18 protein-coding genes and 1 tRNA gene are annotated in these 16567 nt (G+C 67.4%); 7 read left to right on the top strand and 12 right to left on the bottom strand.

What is annotated here, in order from left to right; all coding sequences use genetic code 11:
• Positions 1-212: 212 nt before the first annotated feature.
• The gene (locus LRA89_RS02965) at positions 213-1973 is read right to left on the bottom strand and encodes a methyl-accepting chemotaxis protein (RefSeq protein ID WP_055755526.1); all 1761 of its coding nucleotides are present in this window, start codon (positions 1971-1973) and stop codon (positions 213-215) included.
• 165 nt (positions 1974-2138) lie between these two features.
• Between LRA89_RS02965 and LRA89_RS02960 the strand changes: the two genes are divergently transcribed.
• Both LRA89_RS02960 and LRA89_RS02955 read left to right on the top strand, forming a co-directional pair.
• Positions 2139-2567 carry a hypothetical protein gene (locus tag LRA89_RS02960; RefSeq protein ID WP_055755525.1) on the top strand — a complete coding sequence of 143 codons (429 nt, stop codon included), beginning with the start codon at positions 2139-2141 and terminating at the stop codon, positions 2565-2567.
• 9 nt (positions 2568-2576) lie between these two features.
• Positions 2577-3395, top strand: a complete 819-nt coding sequence (locus LRA89_RS02955; protein WP_055755524.1) for a ferredoxin--NADP reductase — start codon at positions 2577-2579, stop codon at positions 3393-3395.
• Positions 3396-3544: 149 nt separating this feature from the next.
• On the opposite strand, the gene LRA89_RS02950 is transcribed toward LRA89_RS02955, so the two are convergent.
• The 6 genes from LRA89_RS02950 to LRA89_RS02925 all read right to left on the bottom strand — a co-directional run bounded on the left by LRA89_RS02950 (position 3545) and on the right by LRA89_RS02925 (position 8943).
• Positions 3545-5680, bottom strand: a complete 2136-nt coding sequence (locus LRA89_RS02950) for a TonB-dependent siderophore receptor (RefSeq protein WP_230768959.1) — start codon at positions 5678-5680, stop codon at positions 3545-3547.
• 39 nt (positions 5681-5719) lie between these two features.
• A complete protein-coding gene (locus LRA89_RS02945) occupies positions 5720-6181 on the bottom strand; it encodes a GNAT family acetyltransferase (RefSeq protein ID WP_230768958.1) in 462 nt (153 codons plus the stop codon).
• A complete protein-coding gene (locus tag LRA89_RS02940) occupies positions 6151-7035 on the bottom strand; it encodes a hypothetical protein (RefSeq protein WP_230768957.1) in 885 nt (294 codons plus the stop codon). The genes LRA89_RS02945 and LRA89_RS02940 overlap by 31 nt, the downstream gene beginning before the upstream one ends.
• An 83-nt stretch (positions 7036-7118) precedes the next feature.
• On the bottom strand, positions 7119-7700 hold the full coding sequence (locus tag LRA89_RS02935; RefSeq protein WP_230768956.1) for a hypothetical protein: 582 nt from the start codon (positions 7698-7700) through the stop codon (positions 7119-7121).
• 86 nt (positions 7701-7786) lie between these two features.
• Positions 7787-8092, bottom strand: a complete 306-nt coding sequence (locus LRA89_RS02930; RefSeq protein ID WP_230768955.1) for a hypothetical protein — start codon at positions 8090-8092, stop codon at positions 7787-7789.
• A 107-nt stretch (positions 8093-8199) separates the two neighbouring features.
• Positions 8200-8943 (bottom strand): Bax inhibitor-1/YccA family protein, encoded by a 744-nt coding sequence (locus LRA89_RS02925; protein ID WP_055755520.1) that lies wholly within the window; start codon positions 8941-8943, stop codon positions 8200-8202.
• A gap of 116 nt (positions 8944-9059) precedes the next feature.
• Here LRA89_RS02925 and thpR point away from each other — a divergent pair, with 116 nt between their 5' ends.
• The 4 genes from thpR (at position 9060) to LRA89_RS02905 (ending at position 11855) form a co-directional block, all read left to right on the top strand.
• Positions 9060-9593, top strand: coding sequence for an RNA 2',3'-cyclic phosphodiesterase (gene thpR, locus LRA89_RS02920; RefSeq protein ID WP_230768954.1), 534 nt, complete (start codon positions 9060-9062; stop codon positions 9591-9593).
• Positions 9594-9763: 170 nt separating this feature from the next.
• A complete protein-coding gene (locus LRA89_RS02915) occupies positions 9764-10096 on the top strand; it encodes a glycine zipper 2TM domain-containing protein (protein ID WP_200909688.1) in 333 nt (110 codons plus the stop codon).
• A 79-nt stretch (positions 10097-10175) separates the two neighbouring features.
• Entirely contained in the window at positions 10176-10601 is a 426-nt protein-coding gene (locus LRA89_RS02910; RefSeq protein WP_230768953.1) for an OsmC family protein, read from the top strand.
• An 81-nt stretch (positions 10602-10682) separates the two neighbouring features.
• Positions 10683-11855 carry a glycosyltransferase gene (locus LRA89_RS02905; protein WP_230768952.1) on the top strand — a complete coding sequence of 391 codons (1173 nt, stop codon included), beginning with the start codon at positions 10683-10685 and terminating at the stop codon, positions 11853-11855.
• Here the strand turns inward: LRA89_RS02905 and LRA89_RS02900 are convergent.
• Genes LRA89_RS02900 through yajC form a run of 4 tightly spaced genes read right to left on the bottom strand, consistent with a single transcriptional unit; the run spans position 11843 to position 15122 of the window.
• A complete protein-coding gene (locus LRA89_RS02900; RefSeq protein WP_055755516.1) occupies positions 11843-12208 on the bottom strand; it encodes an Mth938-like domain-containing protein in 366 nt (121 codons plus the stop codon). The two genes, LRA89_RS02905 and LRA89_RS02900, sit on opposite strands and share 13 nt — an antisense overlap.
• A 2-nt stretch (positions 12209-12210) precedes the next feature.
• Entirely contained in the window at positions 12211-13173 is a 963-nt protein-coding gene (gene secF / locus LRA89_RS02895) for a protein translocase subunit SecF (protein WP_230768951.1), read from the bottom strand.
• Positions 13174-13185: 12 nt separating this feature from the next.
• On the bottom strand, positions 13186-14778 hold the full coding sequence (gene secD / locus LRA89_RS02890; RefSeq protein WP_055755514.1) for a protein translocase subunit SecD: 1593 nt from the start codon (positions 14776-14778) through the stop codon (positions 13186-13188).
• Entirely contained in the window at positions 14778-15122 is a 345-nt protein-coding gene (gene yajC / locus LRA89_RS02885) for a preprotein translocase subunit YajC (RefSeq protein WP_230768950.1), read from the bottom strand. Before yajC ends, secD begins: the two co-directional genes overlap by 1 nt.
• Positions 15123-15282: 160 nt before the next feature.
• Between yajC and LRA89_RS02880 the strand changes: the two genes are divergently transcribed.
• Positions 15283-15359, top strand: a tRNA-Pro gene (locus LRA89_RS02880).
• Positions 15360-15398: 39 nt separating this feature from the next.
• Here the strand turns inward: LRA89_RS02880 and folP are convergent.
• The gene (folP, locus tag LRA89_RS02875; RefSeq protein ID WP_230768949.1) at positions 15399-16481 is read right to left on the bottom strand and encodes a dihydropteroate synthase; all 1083 of its coding nucleotides are present in this window, start codon (positions 16479-16481) and stop codon (positions 15399-15401) included.
• Between the last annotated feature and the right edge of the window lie 86 nt (positions 16482-16567).

Below are 16567 nucleotides of genomic sequence, written 5' to 3'. Positions count from 1 at the left end.
ACCATTCCAGTGCGACGCCTGATCGAAAATCCTGCCTTTCGTCGTCACCCCGGACTTGTTCCGGGGTCCACCTGGCCGCGTACGCTGTCGATCATTCTTCGGTCTGCATCGATCGCTGCGCCGTGGACCCCGGAACGAGTCCGGGGTGACGATGCGGTCGTGAATATCGACTGGGCCTAAAGATTCACCCGTAGCCGGCGCCTCATGCCGGCTCACGCCGCCGATCGATAGCGCCGGACGGGCGGGGCCATCTGGACCACCGCCGGTTCCATCGCCAGCCGGAAGCGGGCGACGTGGCGGGCGAGCGCTTCGGCTTCGGCGGCGAGGCTGCGGGCGGCGGCGGTGCTTTCCTCGACCATCGCCGCATTCTGCTGCGTCACCGAATCCATCTCGTTGACCGCCGTGTTGACCTGTTGCAGCCCCAGCGCCTGCTGGTCCGCGCCCGCCGCGATCCGGCCGACCAGATCGCCGATCTCGACGACGCGGGTGACGATCCGGTCGAGCGCGCGGCCGGTTTCGCCGACCAGCGCGACGCCGCTTTCGACCTGCGTGCCGCTCGACTGGATGCGGGCCTTCACATCGCGCGCGGCATCGGCCGAACGCTGCGCCAGCGCGCGGACTTCGGAGGCGACCACGGCGAAGCCACGCCCGGCGTCGCCGGCCCGCGCCGCCTCTACCCCGGCGTTGAGCGCCAGCAGATTGGTCTGGAACGCGATCCCGTCGATCACCGAGATGATCTGCGAAATCTCGTCGGACGACCGCTTGATCCGGCCCATCGCCTCCACCGCGTCGCGGACGATCCTGCCGCCCGCCTCGGCATCGGCGCGGGTGGCGGCCATCGTCTCGTTGGCCTGCAACGCGCCGGCGGCGGTCTGGCGGACGGTCATGGTGATCTCGTCCATCGCCGCCGCCGTTTCCTCCAGCGACGCCGCCTGGTGTTCGGTGCGGCGCGACAGGTCGTCGGACGCGCCGCTGATCTCGGTCGCGCCGGTGCGGATGCTGCCCGCCGAATGCGACACCGCCTGCATCGCATCGCCGACCGCGACCATCGCCTGGTTGAAATCGGTGCGGATCTTGGCGAACGCGCCGGTGAATTCGGCATCGATCCGCGCGGTCAGATCGCCCTTCGCCAGCGCGTCGAGCCCCTGCCCGACCTCGGCGACGACCTGCTGCTGCTCGGCCTCGCGCTCCCGCGCGACGATCGCGGCGTCGCGGAACACCTGCAGCGCGTCGGACATCTCGCCGATCTCGTCGTGCCGGCCGATGCCGGGGATCGCCGCATCGGTATCGCCGACCGCCAGCCCGCGCATCCGGGCGGCAAGCGCCTCGACCGGTTTGGAGATCGACCGGCCGATCGCCTGCGAGAACAGCCCGACGGCCACCAGCACGATCAGAGCCAGCCCGCTGAGAATCGCCGCCGAACGCCACACCGCCGCATCGATCCGGTCGATATAGACGCCCGATCCGATCACCCAGCCCCATGGCGCGAACCCCATGACGTACGACAATTTGGGCTGCGGCACCGGTTCACCCGGCTTGGTCCATTGATATTCGAGGAAACCGGCACCCTTGTCGCGCACGATCTGCGCCATCTGCACGAAATGGGCCTTGCCGGAGGCATCGCGGTTGTTGGTCAGGTCGGTGCCGTTCAGTTCCGGCTTGATCGGGTGCATCAACATGCGGGGGTGCATGTCGTTGACCCAGAAATAATCCTTGTCGCCATAGCGCAGCGATCCGAGCGTCGAAAGCGCGGCCTTTTGCGCATCGGCGCGGCTCATCCGCCCGGCGACTTCCTCGTCATGATAATGTTCCACCACGGCGCGCGCGGTTTCGACGACCTGCTGCGTGCTGCGCTCAATATCGTCGTGCATCGTCGCGGAAAGGCGGAACAGACTGATACACAGCAGCGCGACCAGCCCCAGCGCCGCCACGACGCCGATAAGGTTGATACGGCCGCGAACCTTGAATTTCATGGTAGCCCTCCCCTGTCGCCGAGGATGGTGAGGCGTATTGCTGAATATATTATTTAAGCCTCGCCGATCCGACTCCCCGCGCGCCGCCATGCCGCGTCGATCGGCCCTTGACGAGTCCGCGTCCCGGCAATAGCCTTTGCGAATGAGTATCAATAGCGAGGCTCCATGTACGATCTGATCGACCGCCCGCTGGCCGCCCTGCCGCCCGGCGACCGCTTTCTGGTGCGCGCGATCCGCCTGTGGGTGGCGGCGCGAACCGCCTGTCAGCACCCACAGGCGATGCTTGCCGCGCGCTTCGCGCAGGCCGGCGCGCTGGAGGCGCTCGCCGATTTCGACACATGGATGACGCAGCTTTCCACCCACGCCCGCGTGCCGATCCAGATCAACTGTAAATGCGGGCTTGTGACCGACGATGAATCGGTTCTCTTGACCTTGGCGCGCGATCTCGTAACGGGGCGCGATGCGAAGGCACGGACCACGCTTTCGCTGCTGGTCGCCGATCGGGCGATCGCACCCACTTTTTGCGCGCTGGCCCGCACGGCGGCGATGCTCGGCCAGGTCGGGCTTCCCCCGGGCTCCAGCGTCAGGACGTAAGGATTATCGATGAGCGACCGCACCGCCGTAACCCACGGCCTCGAACCGACCAACGCGCTGAGCGTCGAGCGCGTGCGTTCGGTGCGTCACTGGAACGAGCATCTCTTCAGCTTTACCATCACCCGGCCGGCGAGCTTCCGCTTCCGCTCGGGCGAATTCGTGATGATCGGCCTGCCCGGCGACAACGGCAAGCCGCTGCTGCGCGCCTATTCGATCGCCAGCCCGGCCTATGCCGAGGAGCTGGAGTTCCTGTCGATCAAGGTGCAGGACGGCCCGCTGACGTCGAAGCTGCAACAGATCGTGCCGGGCGACGAAATCTACCTCGGCAAGAAGCCGACCGGCACGCTCGTCACCGATGCGCTGAAACCCGGCAGCCGGTTGTTCATGCTGTCGACCGGCACCGGCCTCGCCCCGTTCCTCAGCCTGATCCGCGACCCCGACGTGTACGAGATGTATGAATCGATCGTCGTGGTCCATTCGGTCCGCCGGGTCAGCGATCTCGCCTTCCGCACCACGCTGGAGGCGAACCTTGCCGGCGATCCGCTGGTCGAGGATCAGGCGGCGCAGCAGTTCACCTATGTCCCCACGGTAACGCGCGAGCCGTTCCACACCACCGGCCGCATCGACGCGCTGGTCGACAACGGCACGCTGTTCTCGTCGCGGATCGGCGGGGCGCAGGCGTTCGACCCGGCGACCGACCGGATCATGCTGTGCGGATCGACCGAGATGATCCGCGACTTCTCGGTCTATCTGGAGGGTCAGGGGTTCGAGGAAGGATCGAACGCCAAGCCCGGCGACTATGTGATCGAGCGCGCGTTCGTCGGCTGATCGGCGACCAAAGCAACACCGTCATCCCGGCGAAGGCCGGGATCCACCGTTCCGCCAGAACCGAACCCATCGGCGTTTGCGGAACCATGGATCCCGGCCTTCGCCGGGATGACGTGTCTTTGGGGGGCCGCCGCGCCGCACCCGCCGGATCAATAACTGATCCGCACCGTGCCCAGCACCGTGCGCGGCGCGTTGAAATATCCCTGATCGAAATTGAGCGCGGTCAGCGCCTTCGCGTTGTTGACGTTGCGGACATTGGCGCTAAGCGCCACGCGCGGCGTGAGGTCATAGCGCGCCATCAGGTCGAGCGTCGCATAGCCCCCTTCCGTGATGCGCACCGGCTGTCCGGTCGTCGCGGTGACACCGGGTTCGAGGTACATGCTGCCCTGATACTGGCCCGACGCGCCGACCTTGAGGTCGGGCAGCATCGTCGGCGACCAGACGATGTTGAGCCGCGCGGTGGTGCGCGGCACGAAGGTCCGCACCGGCCGGTCGTCGGTGCCGCGAATCCGCATCGCGGTGAAACCGCCGGTCGCCTGTAGTCCGGGCGCGAGCTGTCCGCTCATCTCCAGCTCAATGCCCTGCGAGGTCGCGTCGACGCCGCGATACAGCGTCTGGCCGACCGTGGCGTCGAACCCGGCGGCCTCCGCCGTATTCTTCTGTCGCGCCTGGAACAGCGCGACGCTGGCGTTCAGCTTGCCCGCGAGCCATTCGCCCTTCAGCCCGGCCTCCAGATTGTCGCCCTCGATCGGGTCGAGCAGGCGGCGCTGCGCATCGACCTGCGTCTGCGGGTTGAAGATCGTCGCGAAGCTCGCATAGGCGCTGATGCTGCCGGTCAGGTCGTAGGTCGCGCCGACGAACGGCAGGAAGCGCGACCGGTTGTAGTCGGTCGGCGCGCCATAGGACACGCCCTCGCTGAACGCGCGGGTGGCGTTGGCGCCGACCATCACCTTGAGCGCATCGGCCGGGTTGAGGCGGACGAGGCCGTACACCGTCTCGCGCCGGCTGTGCGTGTCGAGGCTGCGGTCGAACGCGGGAAAGTTCGGATAGGGGAACGACCCGTCGAACCCGCCGAACAACGGCAGCGAGAGGCCGATCGCCGCCCCGTCATAGGCCGAATCCTGCGTATAGCGCTGCGCCGAGCGGTTCACGCCGAACATCACGTCATGCGCCCGCCCGAACAGCGACACCGTGCCGCCGATATTGGCATCGATCAGCAGGTTGCGCGCGGCGCTGCGGAACCGGCCGGGATAGCTGACGATGCCGAGGCCGGTCGCACGGTCGGGCGCGCTGTTCACGCCGTTGGCGGTATTCGCGCCATAGACATAGAACAGGCTGTCGTCCTCGTCGATCGCGCGGCGCTGCACGGTCAGCTTCGCGGTCCAGTCGCCGAAGCGGTGGGTCACGTCGCCGAAGATCTGCCGGTCGGTCACGTCGAAGCTCGACCAGTCGGGCGAACTGTTGGCCGATCGCGCATAGTCGATGCGGCTGCCGTCGCTGTAGTACAGCGGCAGCGCGCCCCACATCGCCGCGCGGCTCTTGTGGTTCTGATGGCCATAGCCGAGGTTGACGACGGTATCGGGGCCGAGGTCGGCCTCGATCGTGCCATAGCCGGTCCAGCGCCGCAGACCGTAGCGATCGAGATAGCTGTCGGTATCGAAATACGATCCGACCGCACGGGCGCGGACTGATCCGTTGGCGGTCAGCGGCACGCTGACGTCGCCGTCGAGCCGCAGATGGTCGAACGAGCCATATTGGACGCTGGCGCTCGCCGCGAAATCCGTGGTCGGACGCTTGCGGATGAAGTTGATGACCGCCGACGGATTCCCGGTCGACGACAACAGCCCCGGTGCGCCGCGCACCACCTCGATCCGGTCGTACAGCGCGGTATCGATCGATCCGTTCTGGATCTGGAACGGAAACGGCAGGCCGACGCCATCGATCTGGAACGTCTGGATGTCGAAGCCGCGCGCCGAATAATAGAAGCGGTCGGTTTCCTGCGCCTGCACGTTCACGCCGGGCACCGTCGCCAGCAGCGCGTTGACGTCGTTGAGCTGGAAATCCTCGATCTGCGCGCGGGTCACGACGCTGACCGATTGCGGCGTCTCGCGCAGGCTGAGCGGCAGGCGGGTCGCGGTCGTCTGTGCCTTTACCGCATACTCGTCGCTGCCCTCGGTCCGCTCGCCGGTGACGACGATCTCATCGCCACGCTGCGGATCGGGGGCGACGGTGGCGGGATCGGACGTGGCGGCGGCTGCGACGAGCAGGGCGACGAAGGCGGACATGCGATTTCCTTGAGCGGTTTCGCACCGGGTACGCGCGGCCTATCGCTTTTGCAAGTGACTATCAGTAGCCGTTAGGAACCGTCCCAGAACGACGACATCCTGCCGTTCCAGCCCCAGTTTCCGATAGAAGCCAAGCGCCGCGTCATTGCCGCCACGCACCATCAACTGGACCTTGGGAATGCCCGCCGCGATCAGCCACGCCTCGGCAGCGGCCATCAGCATGCCGCCGATGCCCTGCCCCCGCCGCTCGGGCACGACCGCGAGATAATAGACCCAACCGCGATGGCCGTCCTGCCCGACCATGACGCTGCCGACGATCGCAGCATCGATCCGCGCGAGCAGGATCGTCGCGTTCCCGGCCATCAGCGCGCGGTCGAAATCGGTGTGCGGATCGTTCCACGGCCGGGTCAGCCCACAGGCCTGCCACAATGCCACCACCGCTACGGCATCGGCGGCACCCGCCGCGCCGATCAGCGGGCCAGGCAGACGCTGCCCGCCCATAATTCGCTGACGCTGTCCTTCGCGTCGTACAGTCCCGACAGGCCGCCGCTGCTGAACTCGCGGCCAAGGCTGGTATCCTCGACCGGTGCGTCGATCACCGCTTCGACGTCGGCACGCTTCGATCCGATGCCGACCCCGGCCATCGTCGTCAGCCCGCGCCCGCGCGCCGCCCAACCAACGAACCGGCCGTCCTGGAAATACAGGCGGATGCGCGAATAGCTGGCGATGTCGAGCGGCCCTTCGCCGCAATCGGCGTTGCGCGAGCGTTCGGGCAGCGCCTGCATCGCCGCCTCGGCGACGCGCAGGACGATCTCGGCGGGGGTGCCGAAGCCGATCTGGCGGCTGCTGGCCCCGGCCACCGTCTGGATGCCGTCGGGCGCGAGGTTGAGCGCCACCGCGTTGCGCGCGGCGGCCTCGGCACCGGCGGGCGCGTCGCAGCGCACGCGACGGGCATTGCCATCGACCCCGGTCAGGTCGAGCGCGCCGCCCTCCGCCAGCGCCAGCCGATAGCGGCGCTGCGCGGTGATCCCCGACCGGTCGGCGACCACGTCGACATCGACCGCGCCGGCCTCGGCGGCGGTGATCGATCGGGCGGGATAGTCGGTGCCGGCGATCGTCAGCGTGTCGGCGGCGATCGCCAGCCGTTGCTCGCCCGGAGCGACCGCGCGACACGATGCGGCATCGCTGTCCCAGCTTCCGACGAAGCGCGTCGGGATGGCGGTGAGCGCTTCGGGCGTCGGCGAGGCGATCGGCGCGGGTTGTTCGACTTCCTCAGCGGTGTTGGTCGCGGCCGGTTGCGGGTCCTGACTACAAGCGGCGACCGCCATCGCCGCGCCCATGATCCACCACCGCATCGTCGCCTCCATCGTCGCCTGTCGCGCTATGTGCCCAAAATCGCCCGTCGGCGAAAGTACACCCGCCGCGCGCGTCGCACCGGTCAGCCGGCCGGGACGACGACCGGCGGCGCACCGAGCGAGGCGTAATAGTCCTTCGCCGGCAGTTCGATCACCGTCACCCGCCCGACATTCGACGCTTCGAGCGACTGGCTGAACGACCGCGGCTTCTTCATCAGCTTCTTGTCCTCGACGACGGTCAGACCGGCGCGGCGCGCCGCCTCCGCGACGAAATGGACGCAGTTGCGGCGGTTGAGGTTATAGTGCGAATCGCCGCCCGGCCCCCATTCGGCCACCAGCGAGCGGATCGCGGCATATTGCGGATCGCTCAGCACGACCGAGAAATGCGCGTTGCTGCCCGCGATATATTTCGGCTTCGGCCGGTCGATCATCCCGCCGACCGTGCCCATCAATATCGCCGGGGTCAGCGCCTTGGCGGTGAAGCCATAGCTTTCGGAGATCGCCGGACCGCCGCTGTCGGGCGTGCCGGCAAGCGTGAAAAAGGCATGCGGGAAATTCTGGCCGAATTCCTGCGACCAGAAGGTGATCGTCACCGCCGCCTGCGCGGGCGCGATCCCGCCGAGCACCAGCAGCAGCGCGGCGCACCACCGCATCATTCCACGCATCGACCGGGCCATCGTCATATCCCGCAAATACCGAAAACGGCGCGCCGACACCAGTCGACACGCCGTTTTCATCGGTCCGAAACTGCTCAGTCCTGCTGCGACGCGCGCTTTGCCTCGGCCTCGGCGTCGTAGCCCGACGATGGCGCCGGCCCGCCCAGATGCGACGGCTGGCTGATCGATACCGGATCCGACGCATCCATCGTCTCGTCCAGCCCCTCGTCCAGCCGTGCGTCGTGATCGTTCGGCTGGTCCTCGACACGATCGTTGATTGTCGCATCCTCGCCGGCGTCGCCGCGCGCGGGCACGCCTGCGTCCTGCTCGCTGCCATCGGGCGCGACGGCGAGCGAATCCATCGCGTTGTCGTCGAATGCCTTGTTGTCGCTATCCATCATCCCTCACTCCTTCATGCCACTAACGACGGCGGAAGCGGCGCGTTCCGCGCATGAAAAAGGGCCGGACAGTCTCCCGTCCGGCCCCTTGGCATGTCGGTTGATGTGGATCAGTCGCGGTTGCCGCCCATGAACGACAGCAGGAACTGAAACATGTTCACGAAGTCGAGGTACAGCGACAGCGCGCCAAGGATCACGGCCTTGCCCGCGAAGTCGGTGCCGGCGACCTGATAATACATGTTCTTGATCCGCTGCGTGTCATAGGCGGTCAGACCGGCGAACAGCAGCACGCCGACGCCGCTGATGACGAGGCTGAGCATGCCCGACTGGAAGAACAGGTTCAGCAGCGAGGCCACGATCAGGCCGACGACACCCATGATGAGGAACGTACCGAAACCGGTCAGGTCCTTCTTGGTGGTGTAGCCGTACAGGCTGAGCGCGAGGAACGCGGCGGTAGTCGAGAAGAACGTCAGCGCGATCGACCCGCCGGTGTAGCGCAGAAAGATCGTCGACATCGACAGACCCATCACCGCCGCAAACGCCCAGAACAGCCCCTGCGCCGCCGTGGTCGACAGACGGTTGATTCCGAAGCTCATCACCATCACGAAGATCAGCGGCGAGAACATGATGAGATATTTCAGCGGCCCCGGCTGCAGGAACACCGCCGCCGCAGGCGAGCTTGCTCCGCCCCACGAGAACAGCAGCGCGACGATGCCGGTCAACAGCACACCGGAGGCCATGTAATTATATACCGACAACATATAGGACCGCAGCCCTTCGTCGCGTGCCATGTCACGGGTGCGCGTACGGGTGATCGGTGCGGCCGTCGTCCGGGGGTCGGACCAGTTCGCCATGAGTAGCTCCTATCGCCGACAACCATGTCGGATGGTGGAAATATCGCGCCGCGTAGCGCCGATTTCAAGGCAAACGCGGGAAGCAACACTTTGTTACGCACCCGGGAGATTTCACGATGCACCGCCTGTTCGTCGCCCTCCGCCCGCCGCCCGCCATGCGCGACCGGCTGCTCGCCATCATGGACGGCGTCGATGGTGCACGCTGGCAGGACGATGCACAGCTTCATCTGACCCTGCGCTACATCGGCAAGGTCGAACGTCCGGTCGCCGAGGACATCGCCACCGCGTTGCAATCGGTCCATGGCCCCGCGCCGATGCTGGCGTTGGACGGCGTCGGCCAGTTCGCGCAGCGCCATGCCGGGCGCGCTTTATGGGCCGGGGTGACGCCGCACGACACGGTCGGCGCGCTCCACCGCAAGATCGATCGCGTGCTGACGACGCTCGGCCTTCCCCCCGAGGGACGGGCGTATCTGCCGCATATCACCATCGCCCGGCTGAACGCCTCGACCGGTCCGGTCGACGGCTTCCTGCACCGCCACGCCAGCCTGTCGTTGTCGCCCGAGCGGTTCGACCAGTTCACGCTGTACGAAAGCCATCTCGGCCATGACGGCGCATGGTATGAACCGATCGCGCGCTACCCGCTCGACTGACGTTCCGTACATCTGCGCGAAAGGTTTGGAAGACATTGCAAATGCTCGGCAAGTGCTGACCGGTTCGGTTCGTCGCCGGACAATCTCTTCCTGTCGTTTCGTTCATGAAACTGTCAGGGGATCGCTGCGTTAAGCGATCCAGCACTGATGTTGATGAAAGGACTTGTTCCATGCGTAATATCCTGATGGCGATCGCCGCGGCTTCGCTGCTGGCACCGGTCGGCGCGACCTTTTCCGACAACACGCCGTCGATCGGCACGCAGAAGGCCGAAGCGCAGCGCCGCTCGCGCTATCGCGAATGGCGCGGTCGTGACGGTCGCCGTTATTGCCGCAAGCCGAACGGCACGACCGGGCTGGTCGTCGGCGGCGTCGCCGGCGCACTGGTCGGCCGCACGGTCGACACGCGCGGCGACCGCACGCTCGGCACGCTGATCGGCGGTGCCGCAGGCGCGCTGGCGGGTCGCGAGATCGAACGCGGCGGCAGCCGTGGCCGTTGCCGTTGAACCATCCACGATCTGACGTATTCTGAAGGGCGGGTCCGGCGACGGGCCCGCCCCTTTTTCATGACAAAGGTTCCCCCGCATGATCCGCAGCGCTTCCGCCCGGTACGAAGGTCTTGGCAAGGACGGCAAAGGCCATGTCTCCACCCAGTCGGGTGTGCTGGCCGACCAGCAATATGGCTTCAACACCCGGTTCGAGGACGGCAAGGGCACCAACCCAGAGGAACTGATCGCCGCCGCCCATGCGAGCTGCTTCACCATGGCGCTGAGCTTCGCGCTCGCCGGTGCCGGCTATAGCGACGGCACGCTGGAGACGACCGCCAAGGTGTCGCTCGACAAGGATGGCGACGGGTTCAAGGTGACGAAGTCGGCGCTGACGCTGAAGGCGAACGTGCCGGGGATCGAACCGGCGAAGTTCGAGGAGATCGCCGCCGGTGCGAAGGCCGGTTGCCCGATCTCGAAGCTGCTGAACGCAGAGATCACGCTCGACCACACGCTGGAAGGCTGATTCGGGTGCCGGCCGGTATCCTTCGGGATGCCGGCCGGTTCGCGACGATTGCTTCATCCTTTCGCGCTATCGTCCCCGGCGATGTTGCGCGTCCTTACCCTCGCCACCCTGTTCCCCGATGCGACCCGCCCCAATTTCGGGGTGTTCGTCGAGCGTCAGACGTTGGGACTGGCCGCGCTGCCTGATGTCGAGGTGCGCGTCGTCGCACCCGTCGGACTGCCGCCGTTTCCGGTATCGCTCGCCAGCCATTATCGCACGCTACTCGCGCTGCCCGCCGCCGAAACGTGGAAGGGTCTGGCCGTCGAGCGACCACGCTTCGTCAACCTGCCACTGACTGGCGGGCGTTTCCATGCCGCGCTGCTCGCCCGCAACCTGCGACCATTGCTGGGGCGGATTCGCGAAACCTTCGCGTTCGACGTGATCGATGCGCAATTCTTCTTCCCCGATGGTCCCGCCGCCGTCGGGCTCGGCCGGACGTTCGGCGTGCCGGTGTCGATCAAGGCGCGCGGCGCCGACATCCATCATTGGGGCCATGCGCCGGCCACAGCAGCGCAGGTTCGCGCCGCCGGACAGGCGGCGGACGGGCTGCTCGCGGTATCGCGGTCGATGGCCGACGACATCCTTGCGACCGGAATCGATCGACCGGTGCGGGTGCATCGCACTGGCATCGACCGGACGCGCTTTGGCGGCGTCGATCGCGCCGTCGCCCGCGCGCGGCTGGGCATCGCCGCGCCGCTGGTGGTGTCGCTCGGCGCGCTGATCGCGCGCAAGGGGCACCGGATCGTGCTCGATGCGGTCGCGGCGTTGCCCGGCGTCCATCTGTGGATCGTCGGCGGCGGGCCGGACCGGGCCGCGCTCGCCGCGCGCATCGCCGAACTGAGGCTGGAGGCGCGGGTGCGGCTGTGCGGATCGCTGCCGCATGACGATCTGCCCGACCTGCTCGCCGCCGCCGATGTGATGGCGCTGGCGTCGTCGTCGGAGGGCCTCGCCAATGCGTGGGTCGAGGCGCTGGCGTCGGGCACGCCGATCGTCATCCCCGATGCGGGCGCCGCGCGCGAGGTCGTCACCACCCGCGCCGCCGGCCGGATCGCCACACGCGACTCAGCCGCCTTCGCGCAGGCCATCGCCGCCGTGCTGTCGCAGGCCGCCGATCCGGTCGCGACCGGGGCGACCGTCGATGCCTATAGCTGGGAACGCAACGCCCGCGAACTGCGCGATCACCTGACCGCGCTGGTAAACCGTTACAGCGGGTAGATCGCCGCCGCGATCCAGCGGCCCTCGTCGCGCAGCACGCCCCACGCACGGGCGGCGGCGCGGCTGTCCATCGCCTCGATCCCCAGGCCCCGCGCATCGAGCGCGCGGACGAACGCGCGCGACGGCTGGCGCAACGTCGCGCCCGTACCGAGCAACAGGAATTCGGGCGCGGGCTGGATGTCTAGGATCGCCGCCAGCGCCGCCACGTCGAGTGCCTCGAACGCCGGCGGCTCCCATCCCTCGGCACGTTTCGGCGTCAGCAGCAGTGCGGGGTAGATGCCGTCATCCACCCGGAAACCGCCCGTCGTGATCCCCGAGACGAGCGGCCCGTCACCCTGCCGGACGCGGTCCATCTTCACCGGCGGGTGGCGGGCTTGGTCGGGACCGGTTCCTTGACCGTGCCCTCGCCCACCGGCGCGCCGGGCTTGAGGCCGAGCGTAATCAGCAGCGACGACGATACATAGATCGACGAATAGGTGCCGACGATCACGCCGAGGATCATCGCGGCGGTGAAGCCACGCAGCACATGCCCGCCGAACACCAGCAGCGCGGTCAGCGCGAGCAGGATGGTGAGCGAGGTCATGACGGTACGCGGCAGCGTTTCGTTGACCGACAGATCGATCAGCTCGCGCATCTCCATCTTGCGGAACTTGCGCATGTTTTCGCGGATACGGTCGTCGATCACCATCTTGTCGTTGATCGAATAGCCGATGATGGTCAGCACGGCGGCGACGATCGTCAGGTCGAACGCCATCTGCGTGAGCGCGAAGAAGCCGAGCGTCATCAGCACGTCGTGGATGATCGCGACTGCCGTCGACACGCCGAACTGCCATTCGTAGCGGAACCACGAAAAGACCGCGATGCCGACGATCGCCAGCACCACCGCCAGCACGCCGTTCGTCACCAGCTCGTCGGACACCTTGCCCGACACGGTCGAATAGTTGCTGAACGTCGCGCCGGGAAATTCGGTGGCGAGCGCGGTCTTGACCCGTTCGACCAGCCGGTCGGTCGCGCCCGAGTCACCCTCGGGCACCGGCAGGCGGATCGACACCAGCTTGGGATCGCCGAACTGCTGGATCGCGGGTTCGCCCACGCCCAGCCGCTCGATCGTGGCGCGCACCTTGTCGATCGCGGGGGGCGCGGCGAACTTCTCCTCGATCGCGACGCCGCCCATGAAATCGACGCCGAAGTTGAGGCCGCGGGCAAAGACCAGACCGACCGCCAGCAGGCTGAGGACCAGCGTGACCGCGAACGCGACCTTCCGCACCGCGACGAAGCGGATGTTGGTATTGTCGGGAACCAGTTTGATGAGACGCATGGGGATCAGGCCCTAGATGGTGATGTCGGTCGGGCGATGGCGGCGCATCCATCCGGCGACCAGCATGCGCGTGAAGGTGACGGCGGTGAACACCGAACTGGCGATGCCGAGCAGCAGCACGACCGCGAAGCCGCGGATCGGCCCCGACCCCAGGATCAGCATGATCCCGCCGGCGATGGCGTGGGTCACGTTCGCCTCGAAGATCGTGCGGCTGGCTTCCTTATAGCCCAGCTCCAGCGATTGCAGCACGCTGCGCCCGCGCCGCCGTTCCTCGCGGATGCGTTCGTTGATGAGCACGTTGGCGTCGACCGCCGTACCGATCGTCAGCACGAAGCCGGCGATCCCGGGCAGCGTCAGCGTGGCGTTCAGGAACGCCATCACCGCGAGGATCATCAGGATGTTGAGCACGACGGCGATCGTCGAATAGATGCCGAACCGGCCATAGGTCATGACCATGAACGCGATGACCGCGATCGTCGCGATGATCGCGGCGGTGACGCCCGCCTTGATCGAATCGGCGCCCAGTTCGGGGCTGACGGTGCTTTCCTGCACCACGGTCAGGTCGACCGGCAGCTTGCCCGAACGCAGCGCGATGGCGAGCTGGTTGGCGCCGTCGACGGTGAAGCCGCCCGAGATCGACGCCGATCCGCCGAGGATCGCCTCGTTGATGTTTGGGGCCGAAATCACCTGATTGTCGACGATGATCGCGAACGGCTTGCCGACGTTTTCCTGCGTCACGCGGGCGAAGCGGCGACCGCCTTCGGCATTGAAATTGATCGTGACATTGGGCTGACCGTTCTGGTCGTACGACTGACGCGCGTCGGCGACTTCGCTGCCCGAAATGATCGTGGTGCGCTTCACCGCGATCGGTGCGCCGGCACCGGCATAGGGCAGCACCTGGCTGCCGGCCGGCGCGCGGCCCTGCGCCACGGCGGCGGGATCGGCGGCCTGGTCGACCAGCTTGAATTCCAGCCGCGCGGTCTTGCCGAGCAGGTCCTTCAGCGCCTTGGGGTCCGAAAGCCCCGGCACCTGCACGACGATGCGGTTGCTGCCCTGCTGGATGATCGTCGGTTCGCGCGTGCCCAGCGCGTCGATGCGGCGACGCACGACCTCGGTCGCGTCCTTCATCGCATTCTCGACCGCAAGGCGCAGGCCCGCCTGCGTCGGGGTCAGCACGAAGCGCGTGGTGTCGCGCACCTCGATGTCCCATTCGCGCTGGCCGGTCATCCCCGCCCCGCCGCCCGTCAGGCCCAGCAGCTTCTCGCGCGCGGCATCGACCTGCGAAGCGTCGCGCACCATGAAGCTGATCTGGCCGTTCCGCGTCGAAATGTCACCGACGCTGACACGCGGCGCGCGGCGCATCTCGGTCGCGATCATCTCGCGCATCGCCTCGATCCGGGTGCCGGCGACATCCTCGGTCTTGGCTTCGAGCAGGATGTAGCTGCCGCCGGCCAGATCGAGGCCGAGGTTGATCGTCGGCGCGGGCACCCAGCCGGGCAGCTTCGCACGGGTCGCCTCGGGCAGCAGGCTGGGCACCGCGAACAGCGACAGGAGAATCACGGACGCCCAGATGGCGATCCGTTTCCAGCGGGGGAAGTCGAGCATCAGTCGTTCGCGGGCTTGGCGCCGGCCGGCGTCGTGATCTCGGCGATGGTCGCCTTGACCACGCGCACGCGGGTGTTGGGGGCGATCTCGACCTCGACGATCGCGTCCTCCACCTTCGTCACCCGGCCGAGGATACCGCCCGAGGTAACGACGGTATCACCGCGCTTTACCGATGCGATCGATGCCTGCAACGTCTTCATCCGCTTCTGCTGCGGACGGATCAGCAGAAAATAGAAGGCGACGAAGATCAGCAGCAGCGGCGCGATGCCGATGAGCGTGCCGGCGAAGCCGCCCGCGCCGGCAGGGGCGGTCGCGGACTGGGCAAAGGCGGAAGGTACGAACATTGCTGGCCTGGATTTTCCGAAAAAGCGAACGCCGCGATTGCGGCATCCTGTCACGCGGGGCAGCTATCATTTGCCACGAAGCGGCGCAACATATGCCGCTGACCCCACGCTTCGGGCTTGCATGCTGCGAAAAGCCCGCCTAAAGCGCCCGCTCTCTGATCGGGGCGTAGCGCAGCCTGGTAGCGCATCACACTGGGGGTGTGGGGGTCGCAGGTTCGAATCCTGTCGCCCCGACCAGAGAATTTTTCGGTTCGCCGATGCGAATCGGACCGCGACCTACCCGGCCACCAGCGCCGCGTCGCGCAACCCCCGCCATACCCGGATCGCCTGTACCGTCTCGGGCACGTCATGCACCCGCACGATCTGCGCGCCCCGCTCGACCCCCGCCAGCGCCAGCGCGACCGATCCGCCGAGCCGCTGGTCGGCCGGCGCCTCGTTCGACAATGCGCCGATGATCCGCTTACGACTGGCCCCGAGCAGCACCGGGCAGCCAAGGCCGTGGAACAGCGCAAGCCCGTTCACCAGCGCGAGATTGTCGGCCAGCGCCTTGCCGAAGCCGATGCCCGGATCGACCACGATCCGCTCGCGCGACACGCCGGCGGCGACGACCGCGTCGATCCGCGCCTCCAGCCAGTCGAACACGTCGAGCAGCGGATCGGCATAGCCCTTGCCGCCATGCGGCCCTTGCGTCGGTGCGGGCGAGTGCATCAGCACCACCGGACAGCCCCGCGAGACGACCAGCGGCAGCGCCTGTGGGTCGAAGGCGAGCGCGGCGACATCGTTGACGATCCCCGCCCCGGCGTCGAGCGCGGCGGTCATCACCGCCGCCTTGCGCGTGTCGACCGACACCGCGACTCCGGCGGCGGCCAGTCGCGTGGCGACCGGTACGACGCGGGCGATCTCGTCACCTTCCCACACGGTCGTCGCGCCGGGTTTGGTCGATTCGCCGCCCAGATCGATCAGCGCCGCGCCCGCCGCCGCCATCGCGACACCCGCCGCCGTCGCGCCCGCCGGATCGCCGACATGCGCCCCACCGTCCGAAAAACTGTCGGGGGTGACGTTGAGGATGCCCATCACCTGCGGCTGGTCGAACCGGATCACCCGCTCGCCAAGGCGCAGCGGCGGTCGTGGCGCGGTGGCACGCGCATGGATCCGCCGCGCGCGTTCGGCCTCGGCGGGGGCAAGGGCATCGATCCATGCCGGCAGGTCGGCGATGGCGACGACCGCGCGCCGTCCATCGCGCCAGCGCGCCTCATAGGCGGCGAACCACAGCATCCCGCCGGCGAGTCGGGTAACGCTCCCGTCAGGCAGGCCGATGGGGGAGTCGACGAAGCGGACGGGGCGGAGATAGAGGCTCATGGGCACCGCCCTGCCCCAACGACGGGTGCAGTATCAACCGCCATTCCCTACGCATTCATCGTCATTCCCGCGAAGGCGGGAATCCA

This window comes from Sphingomonas sp. Leaf4 (assembly GCF_920939515.1).
In the GTDB taxonomy this organism is placed as follows: Bacteria; Pseudomonadota; Alphaproteobacteria; order Sphingomonadales; family Sphingomonadaceae; genus Sphingomonas.
This window is presented reverse-complemented; position numbering and strand designations above follow the sequence as displayed.

Excerpts from the sequence above, each read along its gene's own strand:
- LRA89_RS02955 (WP_055755524.1), top strand. The coding sequence starts at position 2,577 with ATGAGCGACCGCACCGCCGTAACCCACGGCCTCGAACCGACCAACGCG.
- LRA89_RS02950 (WP_230768959.1), bottom strand. The coding sequence starts at position 5,680 with ATGTCCGCCTTCGTCGCCCTGCTCGTCGCAGCCGCCGCCACGTCCGAT.
- LRA89_RS02925 (WP_055755520.1), bottom strand. The coding sequence starts at position 8,943 with ATGGCGAACTGGTCCGACCCCCGGACGACGGCCGCACCGATCACCCGT.
- LRA89_RS02965 (WP_055755526.1), bottom strand. The coding sequence starts at position 1,973 with ATGAAATTCAAGGTTCGCGGCCGTATCAACCTTATCGGCGTCGTGGCG.
- secF (WP_230768951.1), bottom strand. The coding sequence starts at position 13,173 with ATGCGTCTCATCAAACTGGTTCCCGACAATACCAACATCCGCTTCGTC.
- folP (WP_230768949.1), bottom strand. The coding sequence starts at position 16,481 with ATGAGCCTCTATCTCCGCCCCGTCCGCTTCGTCGACTCCCCCATCGGC.
- LRA89_RS02930 (WP_230768955.1), bottom strand. The coding sequence starts at position 8,092 with ATGATGGATAGCGACAACAAGGCATTCGACGACAACGCGATGGATTCG.
- LRA89_RS02935 (WP_230768956.1), bottom strand. The coding sequence starts at position 7,700 with ATGCGTGGAATGATGCGGTGGTGCGCCGCGCTGCTGCTGGTGCTCGGC.
- secD (WP_055755514.1), bottom strand. The coding sequence starts at position 14,778 with ATGCTCGACTTCCCCCGCTGGAAACGGATCGCCATCTGGGCGTCCGTG.
- thpR (WP_230768954.1), top strand. The coding sequence starts at position 9,060 with ATGCACCGCCTGTTCGTCGCCCTCCGCCCGCCGCCCGCCATGCGCGAC.
- LRA89_RS02905 (WP_230768952.1), top strand. The coding sequence starts at position 10,683 with ATGTTGCGCGTCCTTACCCTCGCCACCCTGTTCCCCGATGCGACCCGC.
- LRA89_RS02910 (WP_230768953.1), top strand. The coding sequence starts at position 10,176 with ATGATCCGCAGCGCTTCCGCCCGGTACGAAGGTCTTGGCAAGGACGGC.
- LRA89_RS02900 (WP_055755516.1), bottom strand. The coding sequence starts at position 12,208 with ATGGACCGCGTCCGGCAGGGTGACGGGCCGCTCGTCTCGGGGATCACG.
- LRA89_RS02915 (WP_200909688.1), top strand. The coding sequence starts at position 9,764 with ATGCGTAATATCCTGATGGCGATCGCCGCGGCTTCGCTGCTGGCACCG.
- LRA89_RS02945 (WP_230768958.1), bottom strand. The coding sequence starts at position 6,181 with ATGGGCGGGCAGCGTCTGCCTGGCCCGCTGATCGGCGCGGCGGGTGCC.
- yajC (WP_230768950.1), bottom strand. The coding sequence starts at position 15,122 with ATGTTCGTACCTTCCGCCTTTGCCCAGTCCGCGACCGCCCCTGCCGGC.
- LRA89_RS02960 (WP_055755525.1), top strand. The coding sequence starts at position 2,139 with ATGTACGATCTGATCGACCGCCCGCTGGCCGCCCTGCCGCCCGGCGAC.
- LRA89_RS02940 (WP_230768957.1), bottom strand. The coding sequence starts at position 7,035 with ATGCGGTGGTGGATCATGGGCGCGGCGATGGCGGTCGCCGCTTGTAGT.